The sequence below is a fragment of the Bacillus sp. KH172YL63 genome (assembly GCF_011398925.1).
Taxonomy (GTDB): Bacteria; Bacillota; Bacilli; order Bacillales; family Bacillaceae_B; genus Rossellomorea.
This window is the reverse complement of the sequence record NZ_AP022842.1, coordinates 3,001,481-3,026,513: the sequence shown is the minus strand read 5'-3', so window position 1 is coordinate 3,026,513 and position 25,033 is coordinate 3,001,481. Positions and strand designations below refer to the sequence as shown.

The window sequence follows — 25,033 nt, the reverse complement described above, 5'->3', positions numbered from 1 at the left end:
GGCGCTATGAATGAATCATGAAGACCGCTTCAAGAAGGCAGAATTTGCAGCCATGATCGGAATTATAGGGAATATTGTGCTGGCCATTATCAAGTGGGCGGCAGGCATTTTGGGAAACAGTAGGGCATTGATTGCAGACGCTGTCCATTCTGCATCAGATGTAGCGGGATCCCTCGCCGTCTTTATCGGGTTGCGTGCAGCCAAGCAGCCTCCCGATCAAGATCATCCATATGGTCACGGGAAGGCTGAATCCATTGCAGCCATCATCGTTGCCGTTCTATTATTCCTCGTCGGGATCGAAATCGGAAAATCGTCGATAGAGTCCTTTTTTCATCCTTTGACACCTCCGACAGCCATCGCCATTTATGCCGTCATCTTTTCCATCATTGTGAAAGAAGCGATGTTTCAATATAAATACCGGTTGGGTAAAAGGATTAAGAGTGATGCCTTGATCGTAAATGCATACGAGCACCGTTCGGATGTATTCTCTTCAATTGCGGCCCTGTTCGGGATTTCAGCTTCGATTCTTGGAGGGAAGCTCGATGTAGGCTGGCTTGTATATGCCGATCCGGTAGCGGGGATACTCGTATCACTCCTTGTCCTCAAGATGGCCTGGCACTTAGGGTCCGAATCCATACATACCACCCTGGATCACGTCATGCACGAAGAGGATGTGTTCCCTTTCCGTGAGATTGTGGCATCTGTTCCCGATGTGAAAGAAATCAATGAGCTCCATGCAAGGGAACACGGTCACTATGTGATCATCGATCTGAAGATCAGCGTTGATCCGTACATGACGGTTGAAGAGGGTCACAGGGTCGGAAAGCAGGTCAAAGAGAAGCTCATGGAGGAATCCAATGTGAATGATGTGTTCATCCATATCAACCCATACAATTCTTCTTCTGAAAAAAAGGATGACAAAATAGACTTAACCTAAAGGGAGGGGAAAACATGAAATTTCAATGGACTTTATTATTAGGCATTTTCTTTGCGTTGGTAGTTTCGATCTTCGCAGTGATCAACGTGGACCCTGTCACTGTCAATTATCTATTCGGTGAATCAGACTGGCCTCTTATATTAGTTATACTGGGATCGGTATTGATGGGCGGGATCATCGTAGGGTCTGTGGGGCTGTTTCGATTATTCGTCGTACAGCGCAAAGTCAAAACCCTTGAAAAAGAAAATCTGCGCCTGAAGGAACAGGCAGAAGGGATCCATAAAGAAAAGGTTGAGGACGTCCCTTTAAAAAAACGTGCCCCGGATTCAGTCGGCGAAACGGTAGAGTAAGAAGCTTGGTGGTTTTTGCCACCAGGCTTTTTTTATGATGGAAAGAGGATCGGGCGGAGTCAACTCTCAGCTCATCATTCTTATCATCCCTCCCCTTATTAAGATTGAAACAACCCCTTCATTTTTGTATAATGAGTAAGGCTGAGGGGTGAACGTATGTTAAACTCGAAAACACGTTGGATAATGACAGAATCAGATGAACATAAAATAAAAGAATTAAAAGAGCAATTGAATGTGCCCGAACTTGTGGCGAAATTATTGATAAACCGGGGCTTGGATGATCCAGAAGAAGCCCGGGATTTTTTATTCGACAGTGGCGATTCCTTTCACGATCCGTTTTTGTTTGAAGATATGAAAACAGCGACCGACCGGATCCATAAAGCCATCGAGGCAGGGGAAAGGATTCTCGTTTATGGCGATTACGATGCCGACGGAGTCAGCTCTACTTCTGTCCTGATGACGGTGCTGAGAGATCTCGGAGCCGACGCTGAGTTCTATATCCCGAACCGGTTCAGCGAAGGATATGGACCGAACGAGGATGCCTTCCGCTGGGCAAGTGATGAGGGCTTCACGCTTATCATTACAGTGGATACAGGTATTTCAGCTGTGAACGAAGCAAGACTCGCGAAAGAGCTTGGCATGGACCTGATCATCACCGATCACCATGAACCTGGTCCGGAGCTCCCTGAAACGTATGCACTGCTGCATCCGAAAGTGGAAGGTACGGCCTATCCTTTCGGTGAGCTTGCAGGTGTAGGGGTGGCGTTTAAACTTGCACATGCCCTGTACGGGGAACTGCCTGTTCATTTATTGGATCTTGCGGCCATCGGAACGATTGCGGATCTCGTACCTTTAAGGGGGGAGAACCGCCTGTTGGCAAAGCGGGGCCTTGCACAGCTTCGTGTCACGAACCGATTGGGGATCAAAGCACTATGTAAAATCGCCAATGCAAGTCAGCAGGAAATCACAGAAGAAACGGTAGGTTTCATGATCGCTCCCCGCATCAATGCCGTCGGCCGGCTGGGAGACGCAGACCCAGCCGTTGAACTGATGATGACGGAAGACAGTGAGGAAGCTAAAGCGCTTGCTGAAGAAATTGACGGATTGAATAAGGAAAGACAGGCGATCGTTTCCAAGATGACTGAAGAAGCGGTTGAAATGGTTGAAAAGGATTTCCCGCTGGATGAAAACGGCGTCCTCGTCATCGGGAAAGAAGGCTGGAACCCTGGCGTGGTGGGGATCGTTGCATCACGCTTAGTGGATAAGTTCTACCGCCCGACGATTGTACTCAGTTTCGACAGTGAAAAAGGAACAGCCAAAGGATCCGCCAGAAGCATCGTCGGATTTGATTTGTTTAAAAATCTTTCCACATGCCGTGATATACTCCCTCATTTCGGAGGACATCCAATGGCTGCGGGAATGACGCTGCAGTTGACAGATGTTGCCGAATTAAGGGAGCGGTTGAACGAGCTGGCAAGTGCACAGCTGACGGAAGAGGACTTCATACCGGTCACGCAGCTTGACGCTTCTGTCACTGTGGGGGAAATCACGGTGGAGTCGATTGAAAAGCTCCAACTCATGGCACCTTTTGGTATGAAAAATCCTAAGCCAAAATGGATCATAGACAATGTCAGCATCGAGCATTACAAAAAGATCGGTTCTTCACAAAATCATCTGAAGCTCGTGCTTCAGGATGATGGCATCCAGCTGGATGGCGTCGGTTTTGGAATGGGTGAACTCGCCGACCATATGACGCCGTTTACACCTGCTTCAATCATTGGGGAGTTATCCATCAATGAATGGAATAACCGCAAGAAGCCCCAGGTGTTCCTTCAGGATGTAAAGATTGATCAGTGGCAATTATTCGATGTCCGGGGGATCAAGCAATTCCAAAAGTGGAATGAACTCATTCCGGCAGAGCGTAAACATATCATTTGCTTTAACCGGTCAACATTGGACAAGATTGACCTGTCAAAGGAAGAAGTCACGCTACTGGAAGAAGGGGCTGACCTGAAAGACCTGAGGACAGAAGGTACAAGCCTAGTACTGCTTGATCTGCCGACTTCCAAACCGCTCCTCGATGAGCTTTTGAAAAGGGGCAGGCCACATCGCATTTATGCCCATTTCTTCCAGGAGGAAGATCATTTCTTCAGTACGATGCCGAGCCGTGATCATTTTAAATGGTACTATGGATTTTTGACGAAACGCGGTTCTTTTGATTTGAACAAACACGGTGAAGACCTTGCGAAATACAAAGGATGGTCAAAAGAAACAATTGATTTCATGTCACAGGTGTTTTTTGAATTGAAGTTTGTTACAATAGTGAATGGATTTATTTCTCTTAATCCTGAGAAAACCAAGAAAGATCTTTCTGAATCTCGAACATACCAGAAGAAACAACAACAATACGAGCTTGAAAACGAATTGTTATATTCTTCCTATCAAGAGTTGAAGGCTTGGTTTGACGAAAGGATAGAAGAGTCTGTTACAATTGAGGAGGAAGTAAAAGCATGGACTTAAAACAATATGTTACAATCGTTGAGAATTGGCCTAAAGAAGGTATTAAGTTTAAAGACATCACAACATTGATGGATAATGGTGATGCCTATAGATATGCTACAGACCAAATCGTCGAATATGCGAAAGAAAAGGAAATCGACCTGATCGTCGGACCTGAAGCACGTGGATTCATCATCGGATGTCCAGTGGCGTACGCTTTGGGTGTAGGTTTTGCCCCGGTCCGCAAACCTGGTAAATTACCACGTGAGACGATTCAAAAAGAATACGGTCTTGAGTATGGTAAAGATGCGCTGACCATCCATAAAGATGCGATCAAGCCTGGTCAACGTGTTCTGATCACAGACGACCTTCTTGCTACTGGCGGGACGATCGAAGCGACAATTAAGCTTGTTGAAGAGCTTGGCGGAATTGTTGCAGGTACAGCATTCTTGATCGAGCTAACGTACCTTGACGGCCGTGAAAAACTTAAAAACTATGACATCATGACATTGATGCAATACTAATCCGAATAAAACACATATAGTTTGTGATATACTTAAATAAGGGACTGACATCTGGTTTTCTGGTGTCAGCCCTTATTTTTTTATGAGAGTTTAACTTCTATGCAGAAGGAAACATAGAACAGGACACCGTCGTTTTTTGTCGCCAATATTCGACAAAAATAGATGAAATCTGAGAATTTCTCCCTAAACCCTTTACAGAACTACATTTTTTTTTGATAATAGTAACAATCATTAAAATCGATAAACTAGTGAAATTTAATAAAATACAAAGGTGATTTTGATCATGGCTAAAGATCAAGTACTAACCCCTGAACAGGTTATTGAAAAGACAAGAGCATATTTGAACGATGAGAATGTTGCGCTGGTTCAAAAAGCGTATGAGTACGCGAGGGATGCCCACAGCGAACAGTACCGGAAATCCGGTGAACCATACATCATCCATCCAATCCAGGTGGCAGGGATTCTTGCCGACTTGGAAATGGACCCGGCAACCGTCGCTGCAGGGTTTCTTCATGATGTAGTGGAAGATACGGGTACATCTCTAGGAGAGATTGCCGAAGCATTTAATGCCGAAGTGGCCATGCTCGTCGATGGTGTCACGAAGCTTGGGAAAATCAAGTACAAGTCACATGAAGAGCAGCAGGCTGAAAATCATCGGAAAATGTTCGTGGCAATGGCACAGGATATCCGTGTCATTCTAATTAAATTGGCGGACCGTCTTCACAATATGAGGACATTGAAGCACCTGCCACAGGAAAAGCAGCGGAGGATCGCAAATGAAACACTCGAAATCTTTGCTCCGTTGGCACACCGGCTCGGAATTTCGAAGATCAAATGGGAACTGGAAGATACTTCTTTAAGGTATTTGAATCCACAGCAATATTATCGCATCGTCAATCTCATGAAGAAGAAACGTGCTGAGCGTGAGCAGTATTTAGAGGAAGTCGTAAATGAAGTGAAGGACAAGCTCGGTGATGTCAAGATTGTCGCTGACATATCCGGACGGCCAAAGCACATTTACAGCATCTACCGCAAAATGGCGTTGCAAAATAAGCAGTTCAATGAAATTTATGACCTGCTGGCCGTACGTGTCGTTGTCGACAGCATCAAGGACTGCTATGCAGTGCTCGGTATCGTCCACACATGCTGGAAACCGATGCCCGGCCGCTTCAAGGATTACATTGCGATGCCAAAACCGAATATGTATCAGTCCCTTCACACGACCGTCATCGGTCCGAAGGGGGATCCGCTTGAAGTACAGATCAGGACCCTTGAAATGCACCAGATCGCTGAATACGGGGTAGCTGCACACTGGGCTTATAAGGAAGGTAAGGAAGCGAGTGAAACGGTTTCCTTTGAAAAGAAGCTGTCCTGGTTCAGGGAGATACTTGAGTTTCAGAATGAATCGGCCAATGCTGAAGAATTCATGGAGTCTCTTAAAATCGACCTGTTTTCAGATATGGTCTTTGTCTTTACGCCAAAAGGGGATGTACTCGAATTGCCATCAGGATCTGTACCGATCGACTTTTCCTACCGTATCCATTCGGAAATCGGCAATAAAACGATCGGAGCCAAGGTCAACGGAAAGATGGTCACCCTTGATTATAAGTTGAAAACCGGAGATATCGTCGAGATCCTCACATCCAAGCATTCTTACGGTCCGAGTCAGGACTGGCTGAAGCTTGCCCAAACCTCTCAGGCGAAAAACAAGATCAAGCAATTCTTCAAAAAACAGCGCAGAGAAGAGAATATTGAAAAGGGCAGGGATCTTGTCGAGAAAGAAATCAAGAATCAAGGCTTCGATGTGAAAGAAATCCTGAATCCTGAAAATATCAAGCGCGTGTCAGAGAAATTTAATTTTTCCAATGAAGATGATATGTACGCGGCAGTAGGGTATAACGGCATCACCGCTGCCCAGATCGCCAATCGCCTGACAGAAAGAGACCGGAAGAAGCGTGAGCAGGAAGACAGTCTCGAAGAAACAATGAAAGAGTTGAACGCCCAGCCTGTCAAACGGAAAAAAGATGCAGGCGTCCAGGTGGAGGGAATCGATAACCTTCTCATCCGCCTGTCCAGGTGCTGCAGTCCTGTGCCCGGTGATGAAATCGTCGGCTTCATTACGAAAGGCCGCGGCGTTTCGGTCCACCGCGCAGATTGCACGAACGTGACGGCGGATGAAGTCGGTCAGCGTCTTATCCCTGTTTCATGGGAAAGTGACAGGAATGACCGTAAGGAATACAATGTCGATATTGAAATCTCAGGATATGACCGCAGAGGACTATTGAATGAGGTGCTTCAGGCGGTAAACGAAACGAAGACGAATATATCGGCGGTGAGCGGCAAGTCAGACCGGAATAAAGTCGCCACCATCAATATGTCGATTTCCATTCATAACATTTCCCACCTTCACAAAGTGGTGGAACGGATCAAGCAGATCTCAGATATATATGCCGTAAGAAGAATCATGAATTAAAGGAGATTTCTTTATGAAAGTTGTACTGCAAAGAAGTAAAGAAGCCTCCGTCACCGTAGATGGAGAAGTGAAAGGTGAAATCACATCGGGTGCCGTATTGCTGGTGGGCATCACACATGAGGATACCGTGGAAGATGCCCGCTACGTTGCGGATAAGGTTGCGAATCTCCGCATCTTTGAAGACGGAGAAGGGAAGATGAATCATTCCCTGCTCGATGTAGAAGGAGAGATTCTGTCGATTTCCCAATTCACCCTTTACGGTGATTGCCGGAAAGGAAGAAGGCCCAACTTCATGAATGCGGCCAGGCCCGACCAGGCGGAAGGGTTGTATGACCAATTCAATGCCTTTCTGAAGGAAAAGAACCTGAAGGTGGAAACGGGTGTCTTTGGCGCTATGATGGACGTCCAATTGACGAACGATGGCCCTGTGACCCTGATCATCGAAAGCAAATAAATTAAAACGGGGTTACATGCCTATCAGAGGCTTGAGCTCAGGCTGAACATCCCGCTCCGGCCCAATCACCATAAAAAAATCCGAACGACTTCGATTTCTGAGAGAGATCGAATGATCGTTCGGATTTTCTTTGTATATCAGCCTTTTAATCCAACCCTATCAGGACGGGTGTCCATCAATTCGAGAAGTAATCACCCAGTCCATGATAGATGGCCGTCGATGCCAGGTCTTGGAAGTACTGTGTGTTTACATTCGCTTCTTCAGTTGGATTGCTGAGGAAGCCCAGTTCCAAGAGGACGGCAGGCCGATTGTTTTCCCTGATCACATGGTAGTCACCGACCCGGGCACCCCGGTCTGAAGTCGGTAATCGTGCAGACAGGCTGCCGTGAATGTCCTCGGCCAGTTCTTTCTGCTGACTCCGGTAATAATAAGTGGTGTGCCCGGCTACCGAAGAATCCATGATGCTGTCAAAGTGGATGCTGATGAAGGCATCAGCTTCATAATAATGTGATAATGAGACCCTGGATGGTAATGATAAATACTCATCCGTCTTTCTTGTCAAAACAACCTTTGCCCCGGCACTTTTTAACTTTTCAGCAAGAAGCTCGCCTGTTTTCATGGTCAGGAGTTTTTCCAGCGTGCCGCTTGCTCCCGTTGTTCCGCTGTCCCTGCCGCCATGACCTGGATCGATCACGATCACCTTGCCTTGCAGCCCGCCTTTTCTTTCCCGTGCAGGTGCTGTATTTTCCCCTGCAGCTGACCGGATTGAAGTGACCCATCCTGCAACCCATCCAGCACGGCCGTCTGCCAATTGAATTTCAACCCAATCACCGTCTTTGCTGACGACCGGGAAAGAATCCCCGCTCGAAGCACGTTCGATGACACTGGATTGTGTAGTGGCGCTGCTTCTGATATTTGTCCCATTATATAAGATGGTAAGGTTTTCGCTGCTGTCTGTATCCCGACTGCCTTCAGAAGGGACATTCATCGTTTTTTGAACATACCATCCCGCTATCCAGCCTTTTTTTCCATTATCGAGCTTGATTTGATACCAGTTGTTGTCTTCTTTTAACAGCTTGAATCGTTCCCCTTTGGAAACTTTGCCGATGACTTTCCCGTTTAGGGAAGTTTCATCCCTGACATTCAATCCGTGGACGGTAATGATGCCAAGAAGTTCAGTTGAAGCGTCTCCCCGTTCTGCGGGTGGGTTTGCATTGGCGCCGCCACCCCCTGAAGAAAACTCTACGTATCTTTCGCTGATCCATGCTTTTGTGTCACCAAAGGCGATTTCATACCAGCCTGATACGCTTCCGGTCACCTCGACCTGATCTCCTCTGTTTAACACGCCAAGCACGGAGCTTTGAATGGAAGGGGACTTGCGCACATTTAAGGCGTTATCGGTGATGATCCCTTGTTTATTCTCACTTCGTCTTGATGAGGAGGCTTGGGTATCGACCCCACCCGTTATGTATTCCCTGTGCACCCATCCGCTGGTGTTTCCGCTCTCGATCTTCAGCCAGTCCCCTTCTTTACCGGTGACGGTTACGGCATCGCCCTTATCTAAGACGGTGATCACCTGATCGGCAGTGCTTGGTCCTTTTCTCATCCTGAGGCCGTCTGTATTGACGGTTCCTTCTTCCTTGGTAGAAGGGTTCCCTGTCGAAACGGTATCGGCGGAAACAAGCCAGTCTGCCACCCAGCCATCCCCGGCTTCCGTCCGTATTTTATACCATTCTTTATCTGTGTCCACTATATTGTACGATTCTCCCCGGTGTACCTTGGTCAAGACAGGGTAACTCAACCCCGGTCCGGTCCGGACGTTCAGCGTGGAAACACTGATTGTCACGCCCCCAGATTCTGCATGTGCAGGTGCACCGGGCTGCACAGGGGCGATCAGGAGGAGGATCAATAGTGATGCAATCAATTTCTTCATTCTCTACACCTCCAGTATGTATGCTGCCACTACCTTAGTATATATCGGATCTTTTACCCTGACTGTTGAATGTGATTGTGAAATTCGTCCGGCTCAATAGAATCCTTAACGTTTTAATACGATAAAAAAAATAAAATTCCTTCATGACGAAAATAAAATAGGTAATTGGAAATGATAGGGGTAGGAATGTTTTTTGAAAGGATGAGTGATGTGAGGTCAAGTGAAAAAGGATTTATGAATGCCAATGGTGACAATCAATTATTTGATGTGGATTTTCATCAATTTTTAGCTAGGGAAAAAGATGCATTGAATGTGGAGCTTGCATCTGAGTTCGGGCTTACCTTGAGGGAAGTGAAGTTGTTAAAGAAGAAAATGGAGAGATCGTGACGAAATTTTCTTTAACCTCTTGACATGGGGTTGGTGCATCCGTATCATTATAGAAATAAAATAACATTTACAAAAACCGTTGATCGAGCACAGTAGCTGAACCCCACTTGTAAAGAGAGGAAATGCCCCGGCTGAAAGCATTTCTACAATGTGACTTAGTGAATGAACACTCAGGAGGTTTCTCTCTGAAAAAGTCCCTTTAGTAGGAGATGAACGTACCAGGCGTTAACTGGCTAAGTGGAGGTCTTATAGATCTCAATTAGGGTGGCACCACGGGAATAACAGCTCTCGTCCCTTGTATATGATACAAGGGATTGAGGGCTTTTTTTATTTACATAAATTTAAATTTAAAGGTAAGAAGGAGGAAATCATCTTGTCCATTCAGATTCCAAGAGGTACACAGGATATTCTGCCTGGTGAAGTAGAAAAGTGGCAGTATGTAGAGGAAGTGGCAAAGACCCTTTGCCGCAACTATCAGTATAAAGAAATCCGCACGCCGATTTTTGAAGCGAGCGAACTATTCACACGGGGCGTCGGGGATACGACCGATATCGTCCAGAAGGAAATGTATATGTTTGAAGACCGGGGAGGCAGGAGCCTTGCATTGAGGCCGGAAGGAACGGCTTCCGTTGTCCGCTCTTTCGTTGGGAATAAAATGTTCGGCAACCCGAATCAACCGACAAAGCTTTATTATGCAGGACCGATGTTCCGTTATGAAAGACCGCAGGCGGGCCGTTATCGTCAATTCGTCCAGTTCGGGGTGGAAGCTCTCGGAAGTGAAGATCCGGCAATCGATGCAGAAGTGATTTCGTTGGCGATGGGGATCTATAAGGAATTGGGTCTCACTCAATTAAAGCTCGTCATCAACAGCCTCGGCGATGCGGGCAGCAGGGACGCTCACAGGGAAGCGCTGATCAACCACTTCCAGCCAAGGATCGAAGAGTTCTGTGGAGATTGTCAGAACCGATTAGAGAAGAACCCGCTCAGGATCCTCGATTGTAAAAAGGATCGTGATCATGAGTTGATGGCGACGGCACCTTCTATCCTGGACTATTTAAATGACGAATCAAAGGCTTATTTTGAAAAGGTTCAGGCTCACCTTTCTGCAATGGATGTGGAATTCGTCGTCGATCCGACGCTTGTAAGGGGACTTGATTACTATAATCACACAGCTTTTGAAATCATGAGTGATGCAGAAGGATTCGGCGCGATCACCACGCTTTGCGGGGGAGGACGCTACAATGGCCTTGTCGAAATGGTAGGCGGCCCTGAAACACCAGGGATCGGTTTTGCCTTCAGTATCGAAAGGCTGCTTTCAGCATTAGAAGCGGAAAAGGTCGAACTGCCTATCGAGCAGGGTGTTGACTGTTTCATCGTTTCCATGGGGGAAGAGGCAAAGGATTATGCAGTCAAGCTTCTCCACACATTAAGAGCGGCCGGTGTATCTTCTGAGAAGGATTACCTGGACCGTAAAGTCAAAGGTCAATTCAAAGCGGCAGACCGCTATGAAGCAAAATATGTAGCCGTGATAGGCGACAATGAAATACAGGAAAACAAAATCAACCTGAAGGATATGACGACAGGCGAGCAGGAAGAAGTGGACCTCGACCGTTTTGTGGAAAATATCAAACTCAAGCTTGGCAAATAGAACAGAAGGATTAGACGAGGAGGAGAAAGCATGACAAGAAGAACGGCATATTGCGGAGAAATAACAGAATCATATATCGGTGAAAAAATCACGATCAAAGGCTGGGTACAAAAAAGAAGAGACCTGGGAGGATTGATCTTCATCGATCTTCGTGACAGAGAAGGCATCGTCCAGGTCGTCTTTAATCCAGATGTATCAAGTGAGGCGCTTGCACTTGCCGAGAAGATCCGGAATGAGTACGTATTGAGTGTGACCGGTACAGTCGTAGCTAGGGGAGAAGGAACGGTGAACCCCAACCTGAAAACAGGAAGTGTGGAAATTCAGGCAGATGACGTTCAAATCATCAACGAAGCGAAAACACCTCCATTCATGATCGACGATCAAATGGAAGTGTCAGAGGATGTTCGCTTGAAATACCGCTATGTAGACCTTCGCCGTCCTGCGATGCTCGAAACGTTCAAAATGCGTCATAATGTGACGACATCATTCCGGAATTTCCTGAACGACAATGGATTCCTGGATGTTGAAACACCGATCCTGACAAAGAGCACACCTGAAGGGGCAAGGGATTATCTTGTTCCAAGCCGGGTGCACAAAGGGGAATTCTATGCACTTCCTCAATCACCGCAAATCTTCAAGCAATTATTGATGGTGTCAGGCTTTGACCGTTATTATCAAATCGCTCGCTGCTTCCGTGATGAAGACCTTAGGGCAGACCGTCAGCCTGAGTTTACTCAGGTCGATATGGAAATGAGCTTCATGGATAAAGAGCAAATCATCGCACTTGTTGAAGACATGATGAAAAAGCTGATGAACGATGTGAAAGAAGTGGACGTATCATTACCAATTCCGCGAATGACATACGATGAAGCCATGAGCCGTTATGGTTCTGACAAACCAGACACACGCTTCGGTATGGAGCTGATCGACGTTTCTGAAATTGTCAAAGAATCAGGATTCAAAGTATTTGCCGGCGCAGTCGCAAATGGCGGTCAAGTCAAACTGATCAACGTAAAAGGCGGGGCGTCATCTTATTCCCGTAAAGACATCGATGGCCTGACAGAATTCGTTTCACGCTACGGTGCAAAAGGACTAGCTTGGCTGAAAGTGGAGGAAGAAGGCTTAAAAGGACCGATCTCGAAATTTGTCACTGAAGAAGATGCAGCCCAAATTTCTTCTACTGCAGACGCTGAAACAGGGGATTTATTACTCTTTGTTGCTGACAAGAAGTCTGTGGTCGCCGATGCCCTTGGTGCCCTCCGTTTAAAACTGGGTAAAGAATTAAAATTGATCGATGAATCGAAATTCAACTTCCTATGGGTGACAGACTGGCCGCTGCTTGAGTATGACGAAGGTGAAAACCGTTATTACGCAGCACACCATCCATTCACGATGCCTGTCAGGGAAGACCTGGACCTTTTCGAAACGGATCCTGCTTCAATCCGTGCAGAAGCATATGACCTTGTGTTGAATGGCTACGAGCTGGGCGGTGGATCACTTCGTATTTACGAGCGTGATATTCAGGAGAAAATGTTCAAAGTACTTGGCTTCTCTAAAGAAGAAGCAGAAGCCCAATTCGGTTTCTTACTGGAAGCATTCGAATACGGAACGCCTCCACACGGCGGTATCGCACTGGGACTTGACCGCTTAGTCATGCTTCTTGCAGGACGCACGAACCTGCGTGATACAATTGCCTTCCCGAAAACGGCGAGTGCAAGCTGCGTATTGACCGATGCGCCTGGTGGAGTGAGTGAAGATCAGTTGAAAGAACTGTCTTTGTCGCTGGATGTAGAATGATGTAAATAAATTCCGGGGGTCATTCGTTGAAATACAGAGATTGATATGGTATTATTTAATCAATCACAAACGAGTCCTGATGTGTGCGACGTTTTTACCTAACAGTTTTGACCGAACACTTCAAACTTCGGGAGCTTGACGTTTCTGCTAGGCGTTCATGCCTCATTCCGAGGACTAACAAATAGTGGAATAGAGCACCCACCTGCCGAGAGCGGGTTCAAAACGAAGGACACGATGGCGACGGCACGATTGGGACTCGACCAATCATTTTTCAATTAATAGAACCTATATAATCCTAGAGCCAGGCTGAAGACAGCCTGGCTCTTTTGCGCTTGTTTTTCAGATCTGGGCAGCGTGCAGATTCAGCCTTGGTCCTTGACTAAAGAAGCCCGAAATAGGGTAAACGAAAGCTATGGCCAACATTTCATATTGATTTTCGGCCCTGTTTCCTTTATTCTAATTCAGTATAAACCTAGTTGAATACTTATAATGGAGTTGATTATTTTGCTACACCAGTTTTCACGAAATGAACTAGCGATCGGCAAACAAGGAATTCAAACCCTTAAAGATAGCACGGTGGCAGTACTTGGAATCGGGGGAGTCGGATCCTTTGCAGCTGAAGCTTTAGCGAGGTCAGGTGTAGGCCGTCTTGTTCTAGTGGATAAAGATGATGTTGATATCACAAACGTCAACCGTCAGGTGCACGCCTTACTTTCGACAGTAGGTCAACCGAAAGTGGACCTGATGAGGGACCGTATCAAAGATATTAATCCAGACTGCGAAGTCATTGCATTAAAGATGTTTTACACAGAAGAAACGTATGAGGAGTTCTTTAATCAAGGATTGGATTTTGTTATCGATGCTTCTGATACGATTTCTTATAAAATCCATTTGATGAAAGAATGCCTGAAGCGTGACATTCCATTGATTGCGAGCATGGGCGCTGCGAACAAAAACGATCCGACCCGCTTCCAGATTGCGGATATCAGCAAAACCCATACCGACCCGATTGCAAAGGTCATCCGTACCCGCCTGAAAAAAGAAGGAATCAAAAAGGGTGTGACGGTTGTATTCTCTGATGAAAGTCCAATCGTCATCCGGGAAGAAATCCGTAAAGAAGTAGGGAAAGATGATGCGAAAATCCGTAAAGCACAGCTTCCTCCTTCCTCAAATGCATTCGTTCCATCAGTAGCTGGTCTGATTGCAGCCAGTCATGTAATCAACCAATTATTGAAGGATATTGAAATCAAGAGGGTAAAAGACAAATAATCGTTCTTTTCTTTCCCAAAGGCTGTTTTCGTAAACATTGTTGCTTTTAGATAAGTTAGGTGCAGTTGATTTCCGCTCCAGATGCTCGCTTTCCGCGGGGCTGGCGGTGAGCCTCCTCGGCTGCGCCTGCGGGGTCTCACCTGTCCAGCGTTTCCCGCAGGAGTCGAGCATCTTCCGCTCCAATCAACTAACTAAGATAAAAAAACCAAAAAATCATTGAATTACTGCTTATTCATCTTCTTAATAGTAGTGATCATCGTCATTCAATTACAATTTCCCTTGATTCACTGCTATGGCAATTTTTTAATTCCACAGTCTCGAACCGTAGATGCTCACATTATCGTCTAATAATAGTGGTAGCATAAAAAATCCGAACGAAGTAGATTTTCGACTTCGTTCGGATTTTTTTATTGGCGGACACCCTTTTGTCCAGCCTCTTTATGTTTATTCATTTTCTGCTTTCTTCAAAATGGAGAGAAGATCCATCATTTTTTCATAATAATCACGTTGGGTGTGGTATTGTTTCTTCATTTCAGTTTGCCTGGATAGGAGATCGTCTCTTTCTTTCAACAGCTGTCTATGGGCGTGTGCTTGCCGTAAAAATTCGATGCATGCTTCCAATGTAAGGTTTGTCTGATATGAATTGATTTTTTTGTAATAGCGTTGCGAACATGTTCCGGGACTTCTGTTGATTTTACTTGATGCCGCAATGAATGCTTCTTTTTTGGATTTTCCTCTTTCTATATGATCCTGGACGATTTCCTTGAGAAGCTTTTCTTCAGCCGGGGTCCAGGGACACTTTTTCTTCTCCATCATTCACACTCCTCTTCTCCTAGTTTTACTCATACGTCCGGAAAAATAATTCCATTAATAGGTAAAAAAGGATTGACGAGCCATGTTGTGTCAGTGTACTATCTAACTAGAACACTAAAACGCGAAGAAATAGGAAGTGAACAAATGAGTGCTTTTACAGGACTCCTCTGGAAAGATTTTAAAACATCAATCCTTTGGTTTTATAGCTGGATTGTCATTATTCTGCTGCTTTTTCTCATTGGGGTGATCATCGGGCACCATTCGAATGAACTGAGGATGTCCCAACTGTTTCTTATCATGATCGGTGTGCTGCACATCACATGTCTTCCGGGGATGATAGGCTCCATGCTCCGCTTGGAAGGAAAAACGCAGCTTTGGCTGCACAGTCCCCACAATGGCTTCATGCTCTTATTGCCAAAACTGATCATTGCATTCATCTACTCCACGCTGTCCCTGTTGATGATCGACGGGCTTGGCGTCTTAATGATGGTGCTGTATCCCGCTGATTCCCTGTTTTCCTATTGGCCGATCAAAGAAGGAATTCTTTTCAACCTGGGTGTGACCCTCGTTGGTCTATACTTTTCAGGCTGGGTGATATTCCTGTGGACGTTCTATCACTCACTCTCAAAATATCCAACACTGAAGAATATCCGCTGGCTGTTCATTATCGGCTTCATCATCATATATCAGACGGTTGTCGCTTTCTTCATGAGCATTCAGAGGGTGGAGACCTTTTTCCTGGATACGTTCACCGTGGAGGTCAGTTCAGGGATTTTCTTATCGGTAGGCGCCCATGAGGCGGATGTGGGTTTAAGCCCTGTGATGATTCCTTTGCCTGTCATGCCTTTTCTCTTTGAGGCACTGATCATGGTCATCATCCTTACCATTTCCTGCAGGCTTCTCGACCGCAGAGTTGAGGTGTAGGCTATGACGGAAGAATATGCTGCATCCAAGCCGATTTACGTCCAAATAGCAGACCGGATCATCAGGAGAATCGTCAGGAAGGAATTATCCCCCGGAGATAAACTGCCTTCTGTCAGGGAAATGGCCGTACAATCCGGGGTGAATCCGAATACCATTCAACGTACTTACAGTGAACTGGAGAGGATGGACATTGTGGAGACGAAAAGAGGTCAAGGGACATTTGTGACTGAAAGGGAAGAGATTCTTTCGGTGATAAATGAAAAAGTGCAGGCTGAGGTCATCCAGTCATTCATTAATAATATGGAAGAACTTGGATTGACGAAGGCGGAAATGATTCAAGGCGTAAAGAAATATTTGAATAAGAGGGAGGGGGAATAGAGGTGGTTGTGGAATTCAAACATGTGACAAAGAAGTACGGCAATGAAGCAGCCTTGCGTAACACATCCCTCCATTTTGAAAAAGGCAAGATTTATGGCCTGCTTGGTCCAAACGGCAGCGGAAAGTCGACAACGTTAAAGATGATTGCGGGACTTGTTCTTCCGAATACCGGATCTGTAACGATGAACGGGGAGCGTGTCACCCGGAAGTTTGCCAGTGCTGTAGCCTATTTAACAGAGCTGGATATGTTTTATGACGCTTTTACAGTGGAAGGGATGATCCGATTCTACGCCTCTCAGTTCCCTGATTTTGATCGGGAGAGATCCCTGGAATTGCTGGATTTCATGGCGCTCGACAGGGATAAGAAGATCAAGCATTTATCTAAAGGGAACCGGGGGAGATTGAAGCTCGTCCTCGCCCTGTCCCGGAACACGGAAGTCCTTCTCCTCGATGAGCCGTTTTCAGGACTGGATCCGATGGTACGGGATTCGATTGTGAAGGGGCTCTTGTCTTATATCGATTTTGGGAACCAGACGGTGATCATCGCCACCCATGAAATTGATGAGATCGAAGGAATCCTGGATGAAGCCTATATCATCCAGAATGGGGAAGTGAAAGGCCACTGTGACGTGGAAGAACTCAGGGAGTCAGAAGGTCTGTCCGTCCTTCAATGGCTGAAACAAACGACAAAATCAGAAGGGAAGATGAAATGATGAAAGCTATTGCACAACTACAAGGCGTCTCGAAAATCATCAAAGGCAAGACGATCATCGATCAGTTGACATTTGATGTATATGAAGGGGAAGTATTCGGATTCCTCGGCCCTAACGGTGCCGGTAAGACGACGACGATCCGAATGATCGTCGGCTTGATGAATATTTCAAAAGGTGACATCCTGATTTCGGGAAAAAGCATCAAGAAAGATTTCGAAGGTGCCATCAAGGATGTCGGTGCCATTGTTGAAAATCCTGAGCTTTATAAGTTCATGTCAGGCTATCAAAATCTTAAACATTTCGCCCGCATGCAAAAAGGGATCACTGAAGAAAGAATGAAAGAAGTCATCGAGCTTGTCGGGTTAAAGGACCGGATCCATGATAAGGTGAAAACCTATTCCCTTGGGATGAGACAACGTCTCGGGCTTGCTCAATGCCTGCTTCATAAGCCGAAGCTCCTCATTCTCGACGAACCTACAAATGGACTGGACCCTGCCGGTATCCGTGAGATCCGTGCATATATCAGAAAGCTTGCAGAGGAAGAAGGCATGGCAGTCATCGTGTCGAGTCACTTGCTATCCGAAATGGAAATGATGTGTGACCGGATCGCGATCATTCAATCCGGTAAGCTTGTGGAAGTCCAACAGGTCCGTGATTTCGTTGAAGGATCAGAACAAGTGTATCACCTGGAAGTCAATGATGCTGACAAACTGAAAGCAGCCCTGACTGCATTGGATCCGGAAATCAAATTCGAAATAAAAGGCACTGACATACAGGCTGCCCTTCTCAAAGAACAAGTGCCGGATGTCATCCGTGCTCTAGTGGAAGCTGATATCGAAATCTACAGCGTCATGCCTGTCGCGAAAACATTGGAAGACAGATTCCTTGAAATCACAAACGATAAAGGAGAGGTCGTGCATGCTTAGTCTCATAAGGAACGAATGGACAAAAATCTTCAAACGTGTCGGTACATATGTCATGCTGGGTCTGCTTATTCTCATCATTGGGGTGACAGCTGCGTTTTCAAAGTATGATGATGGGAAAACAAAAGAAATGGAGAACTGGAAGCAGGAACTCTCTTCGCAGGTAGAAGCAGAGAAGCAAAGGCTGGAGCAAGCTCCGGATATGAATAAATTCATCAAAAAAGATGCTGAAAGAAGAATTGCATTGAATGAATATCGGATTGAAAACGATATCGCGCCAACCGTAAAGGAGACAGCCTGGACATACGTTGAAACGAACGCCAATATCGTGTTGGTTGTCGGATTGTTTGCCATCATCGTGGCAGCGGGCATTGTCGCAGGTGAGTTTAGCTGGGGCACCATCAAATTATTGCTTATCCGCCCGATTTCAAGAACCAAAATCCTGCTCTCTAAATATATCACTGTCATTTTGTATGGCATGAGTATGCTGTTATTATTATTTATTCTGTCAGTAGTGTTGGGACTCTTATTGTTCGGCGGAACCGATCAATCCACTCACCTGGCGTACGTGGATGGACAAGTGGTGGAACAGCACATCATCGGGTACCTGATCAAAACTTATTTATTGCAAACGATCAATATTGTGATGATGGCTACGATGGCCTTCATGATTTCTGCTGTGTTCAGAAGCAGCTCACTGGCTATCGGGATTTCACTATTTCTCCTGTTCGTCGGTGGGAATGCGACGACTTTATTGGCAATGAAATTCGACTGGGCCAAATACAGCCTGTTTGCCAATACAGACCTGACGCAATATACAGGCTTCACGTCGCCACTCGTTGACAGTATGACGATGGGCTTCTCCATCACCATGCTGATCATCTACTTCATCATCTTCCAGCTGCTTGCTTTCATCGTCTTCAACAAACGGGACGTTGCAGCATAATGAACGGAAAGGGACGGCTCATCTGAGTCCGTCCCTTTTTATGTGAATCGATACAATTCAGAGAACTTCAGTCTTGTCACTTGATTGAGGAGATAGGCTGACTCTTTTGCATCTTTTTTCCTGAGTGTATTCAGCGCATCGATCATTTCATCATGGGAGACGACGCCGACCCCATGGCCGAAGTACTCATTTTCTTTCAAGAAAACAGAGTTTTCCCCCATCCAGATCGGATCCTCGAAATCAGGATTGTAGAAATAATATACGTCCCCAGGGATGTAATCAAGACCTTCATACGTGACCATCCCCATGTCATCATCATAATGATGGCCCCACACAAGCAGCGGAGAAAACAGTTCGTTGAATGAAGAAGTCCTGATCGTATCGAGGATGGATTTGTAATAGATCAAGACGATGCTTGTGACGCATTCGAAGCTGTAGGCCGAGCTGTTTGTGAAAATATCCTCTATCCCGTCTGAAGGGCGCTTTGATTCCTTCAGTCTATAACCGTAGGGGGTCTTATCCCAATATGCTGTATTGAAGGTTGAGTGCTCGAAAGCGGAGAATTTAGCGTCACTTTCATTCAATGCTTTTGCATTGCTGATGATTCTCTCTCTTATTTTCAGTTCATACTTGAGCTCGCCGAGATGCTGATAGCGATAGTCGGTAGGGCTTCCCTTCAATGTTTGAAAAATGATTTCTTCAACAGGGGTCAAATCCGGGAGCGTTTTAAGGGGGAGTTCATTGCTGATCACAATCATACCCATCCACCTCCTTGGCTTTTTATTAATGTATGTTCCGATGGGGGATGTGGTATCTCATACAAAGGAAAAAAGGGATCGGTTTCCGGCCGCAAGAAAATGACCATCCGGTTTCGAACAAGGCAGACACCACACGTTCAAACCTTTACACACATCAAAAAAGCGTCCTGAACTGGGAAAAGGATTCCCATCCAGGACGCTTCCGGTTTCTTATTTCATCTGCTTATTGATCTTCTCATACACCTGGGCGATCGCCTGCTCGAACTTTCCGGTCGATTTCGGGGTGTAATAGTGAGCGTTCTTTAATTTGTCGGGCAAATAGGTTTGCGGCACCCATCCCGATTCAAAGCTGTGAGGGTACTTGTACTCGACGCCCCTGCCCAGCTGTTTCGCGCCCTGATAATGAGCATCTTTCAGGTGATCCGGCACTTCACCGCTCTTTCCTTTGCGGATATCTGCAAGGGCAAGGTCGATCGCCATGATTGCAGAGTTGGACTTAGGTGACAAACACAGCTCAATGATCGCGTTTGAAAGGGGGATCCTTGCTTCGGGGAACCCGATTTTCTCGGCGGTTTCAACTGCTGCCAATGTCCTCGGCCCGGCCTGCGGGTTGGCGAGTCCGATATCTTCATAAGCGATCACCAGCAATCTGCGGGCGATGCTTGGGAGGTCACCGGCTTCGACGAGCCTTCCGAGATAATGAAGGGCTGCGTTCACATCACTGCCCCGGATCGATTTCTGGAAAGCACTCAGCACATCATAATGAGCATCCCCGTCCTTATCATGCGAAAAGCTCTTTTTCTGAAGACATTCTTCCGCAATACCGACATCGATATGGATCACGCCGTTTTCATCGGGGGAAGTGGACAATACGGCAAGCTCAAGGGCATTCAGTGAACTTCTGACATCCCCGAAGCTGCTGCCTGCGAAGTGTCCGATCGCTTCGTCACTCACATCCAGGGAGTATCCACCGAGCCCACGGTCTTCATCTTCAATCGCCCTGGTCAGCGCCGTCTTCATTTCCTCGGTGGTCAGCGGCTTCAATTCGAAAATCTGGCACCTGCTCCGGATGGCAGGGTTGATGGCGTGATAAGGGTTGCTTGTCGTTGCCCCGATCAGGGTGATCATGCCGTTCTCCAAATAAGGGAGGAGAAAATCCTGCTTCCCTTTATCCAGCCGGTGAACCTCGTCAAGGAGGAGGATTACTTTACCGGACATCTTCGCTTCCTCTGCGACGATCTGTATATCTTTTTTATTATTCGTGACAGCGTTCAAGGTTTTGAACCGGTATTTCGTGCTTCCGGCGATGGCGCTGGCGATGGAGGTCTTTCCGATCCCGGGCGGTCCATATAGGATCATCGATGACAGCTGCTTCGCTTTCACCATCCGGTCTATGATCTTTCCTTCACCGACTAAATGCTGCTGCCCGATGATTTCATCAATGGTCCTTGGTCTCATCTTAAATGCAAGTGGTTTAATGGACATGAAACATCTCTCCAAACTGGCGTTCTAGTTAGCTTCACTTTATCACAGGCTCTTCCATTTAGGAAATGATGTGGATGGTGGGAGGGAGAATCAGACCCTTTCGCAGACGGTTGCCGGATATGCTATAATAACAAAGTCAATATAGTGGACATACACGCTTCGTCATGCGCGGGGCGTTATTAAATATATTTGAGGTGCTGGTTATGAAAATATCTACTAAAGGCCGTTATGGTTTAACGATTATGATTGAATTGGCTAAACGCCACGGTGAAGGGCCGACATCCCTGAAAACGATCGCTCAGCAGCATGAGCTCTCGGAACACTACTTAGAGCAGCTCGTAGCCCCCCTTCGTAATGGAGGGCTTGTCCGGAGTATCAGAGGTGCCTACGGTGGGTATGTTTTAGGGCATGAGCCTTCTGAAATCACTGCAGGCGATATCATCCGCATCCTTGAAGGACCGATCAGCCCTGTTGAGGGGATCGAAAATGAGGAGCCGGCAAAGCGGGAATTATGGATCCGTATCCGTGATGCAGTCAAAGAAGTGCTCGACAATACGACGATCGAAGATTTGGCCAGTCATTCCGATGATGGTGAATCCGATGCGTACATGTTCTACATCTAGGAGGTTGCGATAAATGGAAAGAATGTATCTGGATCATGCTGCAACGTCCCCTATGCATCCTGATGTGATTGAAGAAATGACATCTGTGATGAAGGAGACCTTTGGCAATCCATCAAGCATCCATGCGTTTGGCCGTGCGTCCCGTCAGCTGGTCGATGAGGCACGGAATGCGATTGCCGGAAGCATCCATGCAGACTATAATGAAATCATTTTTACAAGCGGGGGAACTGAGGCGGATAATCTGGCCATCATCGGTTCAGCCGAGGCACATAAAGAAAAAGGGAAACATATCATCACGACACAGACTGAGCATCATGCGGTTTTGCATGCTTGTACATTCCTTGAATCAAAAGGGTTCGAGGTCACCTATCTGCCTGTGGACAGGACCGGAAGAATCTCTCTTGATGATCTGAAGAAATCTCTCAGGGAGGACACAATCCTCGTGACGATCATGTATGGGAATAATGAAGTGGGGACGATCCAGCCGATTAAAGAGATCGGTGAGCTGCTGAAGGATCATCAGGCTTATTTTCATTGTGACGCTGTACAGGCCTTTGGGTTGACGAAGCTTGATGTACGTGAGCTTGGTGTCGACCTGATGTCTGTGTCAGGCCATAAGATCAACGGGCCGAAAGGGATCGGCTTCCTGTACGCACGAAAATCAGTGGAGCTTCAACCGGGTCTCTACGGCGGGGAGCAGGAAAGAAAGCGCCGTGCGGGAACCGAGAACGTCCCGGCAATTGCAGGGCTCGGTAAAGCAGTCGGGCTCGCCGTCAGCGCCATTGAAGAGAAGAATACCCTGTACACAGGCTTCAAGACGTTGATGAAAGATACGCTGAAAGCCGAGGGAATCCAATTTGAAGAGAACGGTTCCCTTGAGCACGGATTGCCTCATGTGCTAAACTTAAGCTTTCCCGGCACGGATGTTGAATCCATGCTGGTTAATTTAGATATGTCAGGTATCGCTGTATCAAGCGGTTCTGCTTGTACGGCTGGATCAATAGAACCTTCCCATGTGCTTGTTGCAATGTTCGGCAAGGAGTCCGACCATATCCGGAACTCGATCCGTTTCAGTTTTGGACTCGGCAACACGGAAGAACAGGTCATCGGGGCGGCACGTGAAGTCGCAAAAATCGTCAAACGGTTAACAGCTTAAAGCATCTGTCAACGGGCGGATGAAGGAAAAAGGAGGTGGCGTAAGTGAAGAAAGAACCAAAGGATACAAGGGTCGTCGTCGGAATGTCCGGCGGAGTGGATTCTTCAGTTGCTGCTCTGTTGCTCAAACAGCAGGGATACGAAGTAATCGGGATTTTCATGAAAAACTGGGATGATACCGATGAAAACGGAGTATGTACGGCAACGGAAGATTACAACGATGTGATCCGGGTATGTAACCAAATTGGGATTCCTTACTACGCGGTGAATTTTGAGAAACAATACTGGGATAAGGTGTTTACCTATTTCCTTGATGAATATAAAGCGGGAAGAACGCCGAATCCGGATGTGATGTGTAACAAGGAAATCAAGTTCAAGGCGTTCCTTGAGCATGCACTCAAGCTTGGAGCAGACTATCTGGCTACCGGCCACTATGCCCAGGTTGAGTACCGTGACGGTGAATATAAGATGCTCCGCGGGGTTGATAACAATAAGGACCAAACCTATTTCCTTAATCAGCTTGGCCAGGAGCAGTTAGAAAAAGTCATGTTCCCACTCGGCGGGATCGACAAGAAAAAAGTAAGGGAAATTGCCAAGGAAGCGGGACTCGCTACAGCGGCAAAGAAAGACAGTACCGGGATCTGCTTCATCGGAGAGCGGAACTTCAAAGACTTCCTGAGCAACTATCTCCCTGCCCAACCAGGCACGATGGAAACGTTAGACGGAAAAGTGATGGGGAAACATGATGGACTGATGTACTACACAATCGGTCAGCGTCATGGCCTTGGAATCGGCGGAGCCGGTGATCCATGGTTCGCCATCGGCAAGGACCTTGAAAGGAACGTCCTGTATGTCGGGCAAAGCTTCGAGCACCCTGCCCTATATTCTGACTCCATTCTTGCGACCGATGTTCACTGGACTTCAAATGTGGAGAAACCGGCGGAATTTGCCTGTACGGCAAAATTCCGATATCGCCAGGACGATAACAGCGTAACGGTTGTTCCGTTGGAAGACGGAAAGGTGAAAGTCATTTTTGACGAACCGATCCGAGCGGTCACACCTGGACAGGCAGTCGTATTCTACAACGGCGATGAATGCCTGGGCGGCGGAACGATCGATACGATCTACCGGGACGAAAAGAAGCTCACATTCGTGGGCTGAGGCATGAATCTGAAAAAAGGACTGAGAAGAAGAGAAACCAATCCTCTCTTCGCTTGGTCCTTTTTGTTTTTTTGTTTGTTTTATACAAAACCTGCCTCAGTGATCCCTGTCATTTTGTACGGCCCATTATGTTATACTGGTAAAGATAAAGAGGGAAACTCTTTCTCAATTTGCATACATAAATCAATTACAATATAGAGGTGTTTATCATGGATAAGAATTTAAAAGGAATCGAATTATTACAAGAAGGCAAAGTGGAAGAAGCCGTGAAACTTTTTACCGAAGCGATCGAGGAAAAGCCGAATGAACCTGTTGGATACATCAATTTCGGTAACGTCCTCATGTCGGTTGGCGACAATGACAAGGCAAAGAGATTCTTTGAACGTGCGATTTCGATTGACGAAAATGCCGCTGCAGCGTTTTATTCCCTTGGTAATCTGTACTTCAATGAAAACAATTTCGACGAGGCGAAGAGTCAGTTTGAAAAAGCTGTTTCAAAAGGGATGGAAAATGCTGATGTATTCTTTATGCTCGGTGTCAGTCTATTCCAATTAGAACAGCCGAAACTTGCCCTGCCTTATTTACAGCGCAGCGTGGAATTGAACGAAGAAGATATCGAGGCGCGCTTCCAGCTTGGTCTTTGCCTTGCAAAGGTTGAAGCCTATGAAGAAGCGATTGTGCAACTTTCACAGGTGGTAGAAGCGGATCCTGGACATGCGGATGCTTATTATAATCTGGGCGTGGCGTATGCTGGTCATAAAGATGATGCCGATACGGCGCTCGATTATTTCAATAAAGCCATCGAGGCCCAGCCTGACCATATGCTTGCAGGTTACGGGATCAAGATGATCGAGAAGCTTAAAAACGAACAAAGTGAATAGTT

General features: G+C 46.5%; 23 protein-coding genes, 1 other RNA gene and 1 other annotated feature. Of the genes, 20 read left to right on the top strand and 4 right to left on the bottom strand.

Going from position 1 to position 25,033, the window contains the following annotated elements:
• Positions 1-10: 10 nt before the first annotated feature.
• From KH172YL63_RS15545 to dtd, 6 genes are all read left to right on the top strand, one after another.
• Positions 11-937: a cation diffusion facilitator family transporter gene (locus KH172YL63_RS15545; RefSeq protein WP_173106957.1), complete on the top strand. Its 927-nt coding sequence runs from the start codon at positions 11-13 to the stop codon at positions 935-937.
• A 14-nt stretch (positions 938-951) separates the two neighbouring features.
• On the top strand, positions 952-1,287 hold the full coding sequence (locus KH172YL63_RS15540) for a LapA family protein (protein WP_173106956.1): 336 nt from the start codon (positions 952-954) through the stop codon (positions 1,285-1,287).
• Between the two features lie 156 nt (positions 1,288-1,443).
• Positions 1,444-3,807, top strand: coding sequence for a single-stranded-DNA-specific exonuclease RecJ (recJ, locus tag KH172YL63_RS15535; RefSeq protein WP_173106955.1), 2,364 nt, complete (start codon positions 1,444-1,446; stop codon positions 3,805-3,807).
• A complete protein-coding gene (locus tag KH172YL63_RS15530; RefSeq protein WP_173106954.1) occupies positions 3,798-4,310 on the top strand; it encodes an adenine phosphoribosyltransferase in 513 nt (170 codons plus the stop codon). The genes recJ and KH172YL63_RS15530 overlap by 10 nt, the downstream gene beginning before the upstream one ends.
• A gap of 283 nt (positions 4,311-4,593) precedes the next feature.
• Entirely contained in the window at positions 4,594-6,783 is a 2,190-nt protein-coding gene (locus KH172YL63_RS15525) for a RelA/SpoT family protein (protein ID WP_173106953.1), read from the top strand.
• Positions 6,784-6,796: 13 nt separating this feature from the next.
• Positions 6,797-7,237 carry a D-aminoacyl-tRNA deacylase gene (gene dtd, locus KH172YL63_RS15520; protein ID WP_173106952.1) on the top strand — a complete coding sequence of 147 codons (441 nt, stop codon included), beginning with the start codon at positions 6,797-6,799 and terminating at the stop codon, positions 7,235-7,237.
• Positions 7,238-7,412: 175 nt separating this feature from the next.
• Here dtd and KH172YL63_RS15515 read toward each other — a convergent pair whose 3' ends face one another.
• Complete coding sequence (locus tag KH172YL63_RS15515; protein ID WP_173106951.1) at positions 7,413-9,170, bottom strand: N-acetylmuramoyl-L-alanine amidase family protein; 1,758 nt, start codon at positions 9,168-9,170, stop codon at positions 7,413-7,415.
• 210 nt (positions 9,171-9,380) lie between these two features.
• On the opposite strand from KH172YL63_RS15515, the gene KH172YL63_RS15510 reads away from it, so the two are divergent.
• The 5 genes from KH172YL63_RS15510 to KH172YL63_RS15490 all read left to right on the top strand — a co-directional run bounded on the left by KH172YL63_RS15510 (position 9,381) and on the right by KH172YL63_RS15490 (position 14,271).
• A complete protein-coding gene (locus tag KH172YL63_RS15510; RefSeq protein ID WP_173108221.1) occupies positions 9,381-9,557 on the top strand; it encodes an RNA polymerase subunit sigma-70 in 177 nt (58 codons plus the stop codon).
• Between the two features lie 70 nt (positions 9,558-9,627).
• Positions 9,628-9,856, top strand: a binding site (T-box leader).
• Between the two features lie 74 nt (positions 9,857-9,930).
• On the top strand, positions 9,931-11,205 hold the full coding sequence (gene hisS, locus KH172YL63_RS15505) for a histidine--tRNA ligase (RefSeq protein ID WP_173106950.1): 1,275 nt from the start codon (positions 9,931-9,933) through the stop codon (positions 11,203-11,205).
• A 30-nt stretch (positions 11,206-11,235) separates the two neighbouring features.
• Complete coding sequence (aspS, locus tag KH172YL63_RS15500; RefSeq protein WP_173106949.1) at positions 11,236-13,002, top strand: aspartate--tRNA ligase; 1,767 nt, start codon at positions 11,236-11,238, stop codon at positions 13,000-13,002.
• A 70-nt stretch (positions 13,003-13,072) separates the two neighbouring features.
• Positions 13,073-13,262: non-coding RNA, 6S RNA (gene ssrS / locus KH172YL63_RS15495), on the top strand.
• Between the two features lie 244 nt (positions 13,263-13,506).
• On the top strand, positions 13,507-14,271 hold the full coding sequence (locus KH172YL63_RS15490) for a tRNA threonylcarbamoyladenosine dehydratase (protein ID WP_173106948.1): 765 nt from the start codon (positions 13,507-13,509) through the stop codon (positions 14,269-14,271).
• 444 nt (positions 14,272-14,715) lie between these two features.
• Here the strand turns inward: KH172YL63_RS15490 and KH172YL63_RS15485 are convergent, their stop codons facing one another.
• Positions 14,716-15,084: a hypothetical protein gene (locus KH172YL63_RS15485; RefSeq protein ID WP_173106947.1), complete on the bottom strand. Its 369-nt coding sequence runs from the start codon at positions 15,082-15,084 to the stop codon at positions 14,716-14,718.
• A gap of 144 nt (positions 15,085-15,228) precedes the next feature.
• Here KH172YL63_RS15485 and KH172YL63_RS15480 point away from each other — a divergent pair, with 144 nt between their 5' ends.
• Genes KH172YL63_RS15480 through KH172YL63_RS15460 form a run of 5 tightly spaced genes read left to right on the top strand, consistent with a single transcriptional unit; the run spans position 15,229 to position 18,968 of the window.
• Entirely contained in the window at positions 15,229-16,008 is a 780-nt protein-coding gene (locus KH172YL63_RS15480; RefSeq protein ID WP_173106946.1) for a hypothetical protein, read from the top strand.
• Between the two features lie 3 nt (positions 16,009-16,011).
• A complete protein-coding gene (locus KH172YL63_RS15475) occupies positions 16,012-16,386 on the top strand; it encodes a GntR family transcriptional regulator (RefSeq protein ID WP_173106945.1) in 375 nt (124 codons plus the stop codon).
• A 2-nt stretch (positions 16,387-16,388) separates the two neighbouring features.
• On the top strand, positions 16,389-17,099 hold the full coding sequence (locus KH172YL63_RS15470) for an ABC transporter ATP-binding protein (RefSeq protein ID WP_442858738.1): 711 nt from the start codon (positions 16,389-16,391) through the stop codon (positions 17,097-17,099).
• Positions 17,099-18,025: an ABC transporter ATP-binding protein gene (locus KH172YL63_RS15465; RefSeq protein WP_173106944.1), complete on the top strand. Its 927-nt coding sequence runs from the start codon at positions 17,099-17,101 to the stop codon at positions 18,023-18,025. Before KH172YL63_RS15470 ends, KH172YL63_RS15465 begins: the two co-directional genes overlap by 1 nt.
• Positions 18,018-18,968 carry an ABC transporter permease gene (locus KH172YL63_RS15460; protein WP_173106943.1) on the top strand — a complete coding sequence of 317 codons (951 nt, stop codon included), beginning with the start codon at positions 18,018-18,020 and terminating at the stop codon, positions 18,966-18,968. Before KH172YL63_RS15465 ends, KH172YL63_RS15460 begins: the two co-directional genes overlap by 8 nt.
• Before the next feature lie 38 nt (positions 18,969-19,006).
• On the opposite strand, the gene KH172YL63_RS15455 is transcribed toward KH172YL63_RS15460, so the two are convergent.
• Complete coding sequence (locus KH172YL63_RS15455) at positions 19,007-19,726, bottom strand: protein-glutamine gamma-glutamyltransferase (protein WP_173106942.1); 720 nt, start codon at positions 19,724-19,726, stop codon at positions 19,007-19,009.
• A gap of 210 nt (positions 19,727-19,936) precedes the next feature.
• Positions 19,937-21,205, bottom strand: coding sequence for a replication-associated recombination protein A (locus KH172YL63_RS15450; protein ID WP_173108217.1), 1,269 nt, complete (start codon positions 21,203-21,205; stop codon positions 19,937-19,939).
• 209 nt (positions 21,206-21,414) lie between these two features.
• On the opposite strand from KH172YL63_RS15450, the gene cymR reads away from it, so the two are divergent.
• From cymR to KH172YL63_RS15430, 4 genes are all read left to right on the top strand, one after another.
• Positions 21,415-21,834: a cysteine metabolism transcriptional regulator CymR gene (gene cymR, locus KH172YL63_RS15445; protein WP_173106941.1), complete on the top strand. Its 420-nt coding sequence runs from the start codon at positions 21,415-21,417 to the stop codon at positions 21,832-21,834.
• Positions 21,835-21,847: 13 nt separating this feature from the next.
• A complete protein-coding gene (locus KH172YL63_RS15440; protein ID WP_173106940.1) occupies positions 21,848-22,990 on the top strand; it encodes a cysteine desulfurase family protein in 1,143 nt (380 codons plus the stop codon).
• 44 nt (positions 22,991-23,034) lie between these two features.
• Positions 23,035-24,150, top strand: coding sequence for a tRNA 2-thiouridine(34) synthase MnmA (gene mnmA, locus KH172YL63_RS15435; RefSeq protein ID WP_173106939.1), 1,116 nt, complete (start codon positions 23,035-23,037; stop codon positions 24,148-24,150).
• A gap of 209 nt (positions 24,151-24,359) precedes the next feature.
• Positions 24,360-25,031, top strand: coding sequence for a tetratricopeptide repeat protein (locus KH172YL63_RS15430; RefSeq protein WP_173106938.1), 672 nt, complete (start codon positions 24,360-24,362; stop codon positions 25,029-25,031).
• The last annotated feature ends 2 nt before the right edge of the window (positions 25,032-25,033 follow it).

What these genes read in the sequence shown, in the direction of transcription:
- KH172YL63_RS15485 (WP_173106947.1), bottom strand. Translation starts at nt 15,084, where the DNA reads ATGGAGAAGAAAAAGTGTCCCTGGACCCCGGCTGAAGAAAAGCTTCTC.
- KH172YL63_RS15465 (WP_173106944.1), top strand. Translation starts at nt 17,099, where the DNA reads ATGAAAGCTATTGCACAACTACAAGGCGTCTCGAAAATCATCAAAGGC.
- recJ (WP_173106955.1), top strand. Translation starts at nt 1,444, where the DNA reads ATGTTAAACTCGAAAACACGTTGGATAATGACAGAATCAGATGAACAT.
- KH172YL63_RS15540 (WP_173106956.1), top strand. Translation starts at nt 952, where the DNA reads ATGAAATTTCAATGGACTTTATTATTAGGCATTTTCTTTGCGTTGGTA.
- KH172YL63_RS15480 (WP_173106946.1), top strand. Translation starts at nt 15,229, where the DNA reads ATGAGTGCTTTTACAGGACTCCTCTGGAAAGATTTTAAAACATCAATC.
- KH172YL63_RS15455 (WP_173106942.1), bottom strand. Translation starts at nt 19,726, where the DNA reads ATGATTGTGATCAGCAATGAACTCCCCCTTAAAACGCTCCCGGATTTG.
- aspS (WP_173106949.1), top strand. Translation starts at nt 11,236, where the DNA reads ATGACAAGAAGAACGGCATATTGCGGAGAAATAACAGAATCATATATC.
- KH172YL63_RS15475 (WP_173106945.1), top strand. Translation starts at nt 16,012, where the DNA reads ATGACGGAAGAATATGCTGCATCCAAGCCGATTTACGTCCAAATAGCA.
- KH172YL63_RS15515 (WP_173106951.1), bottom strand. Translation starts at nt 9,170, where the DNA reads ATGAAGAAATTGATTGCATCACTATTGATCCTCCTCCTGATCGCCCCT.
- KH172YL63_RS15530 (WP_173106954.1), top strand. Translation starts at nt 3,798, where the DNA reads ATGGACTTAAAACAATATGTTACAATCGTTGAGAATTGGCCTAAAGAA.
- KH172YL63_RS15545 (WP_173106957.1), top strand. Translation starts at nt 11, where the DNA reads ATGAATCATGAAGACCGCTTCAAGAAGGCAGAATTTGCAGCCATGATC.
- cymR (WP_173106941.1), top strand. Translation starts at nt 21,415, where the DNA reads ATGAAAATATCTACTAAAGGCCGTTATGGTTTAACGATTATGATTGAA.
- KH172YL63_RS15430 (WP_173106938.1), top strand. Translation starts at nt 24,360, where the DNA reads ATGGATAAGAATTTAAAAGGAATCGAATTATTACAAGAAGGCAAAGTG.
- KH172YL63_RS15460 (WP_173106943.1), top strand. Translation starts at nt 18,018, where the DNA reads ATGCTTAGTCTCATAAGGAACGAATGGACAAAAATCTTCAAACGTGTC.
- KH172YL63_RS15525 (WP_173106953.1), top strand. Translation starts at nt 4,594, where the DNA reads ATGGCTAAAGATCAAGTACTAACCCCTGAACAGGTTATTGAAAAGACA.
- KH172YL63_RS15440 (WP_173106940.1), top strand. Translation starts at nt 21,848, where the DNA reads ATGGAAAGAATGTATCTGGATCATGCTGCAACGTCCCCTATGCATCCT.
- dtd (WP_173106952.1), top strand. Translation starts at nt 6,797, where the DNA reads ATGAAAGTTGTACTGCAAAGAAGTAAAGAAGCCTCCGTCACCGTAGAT.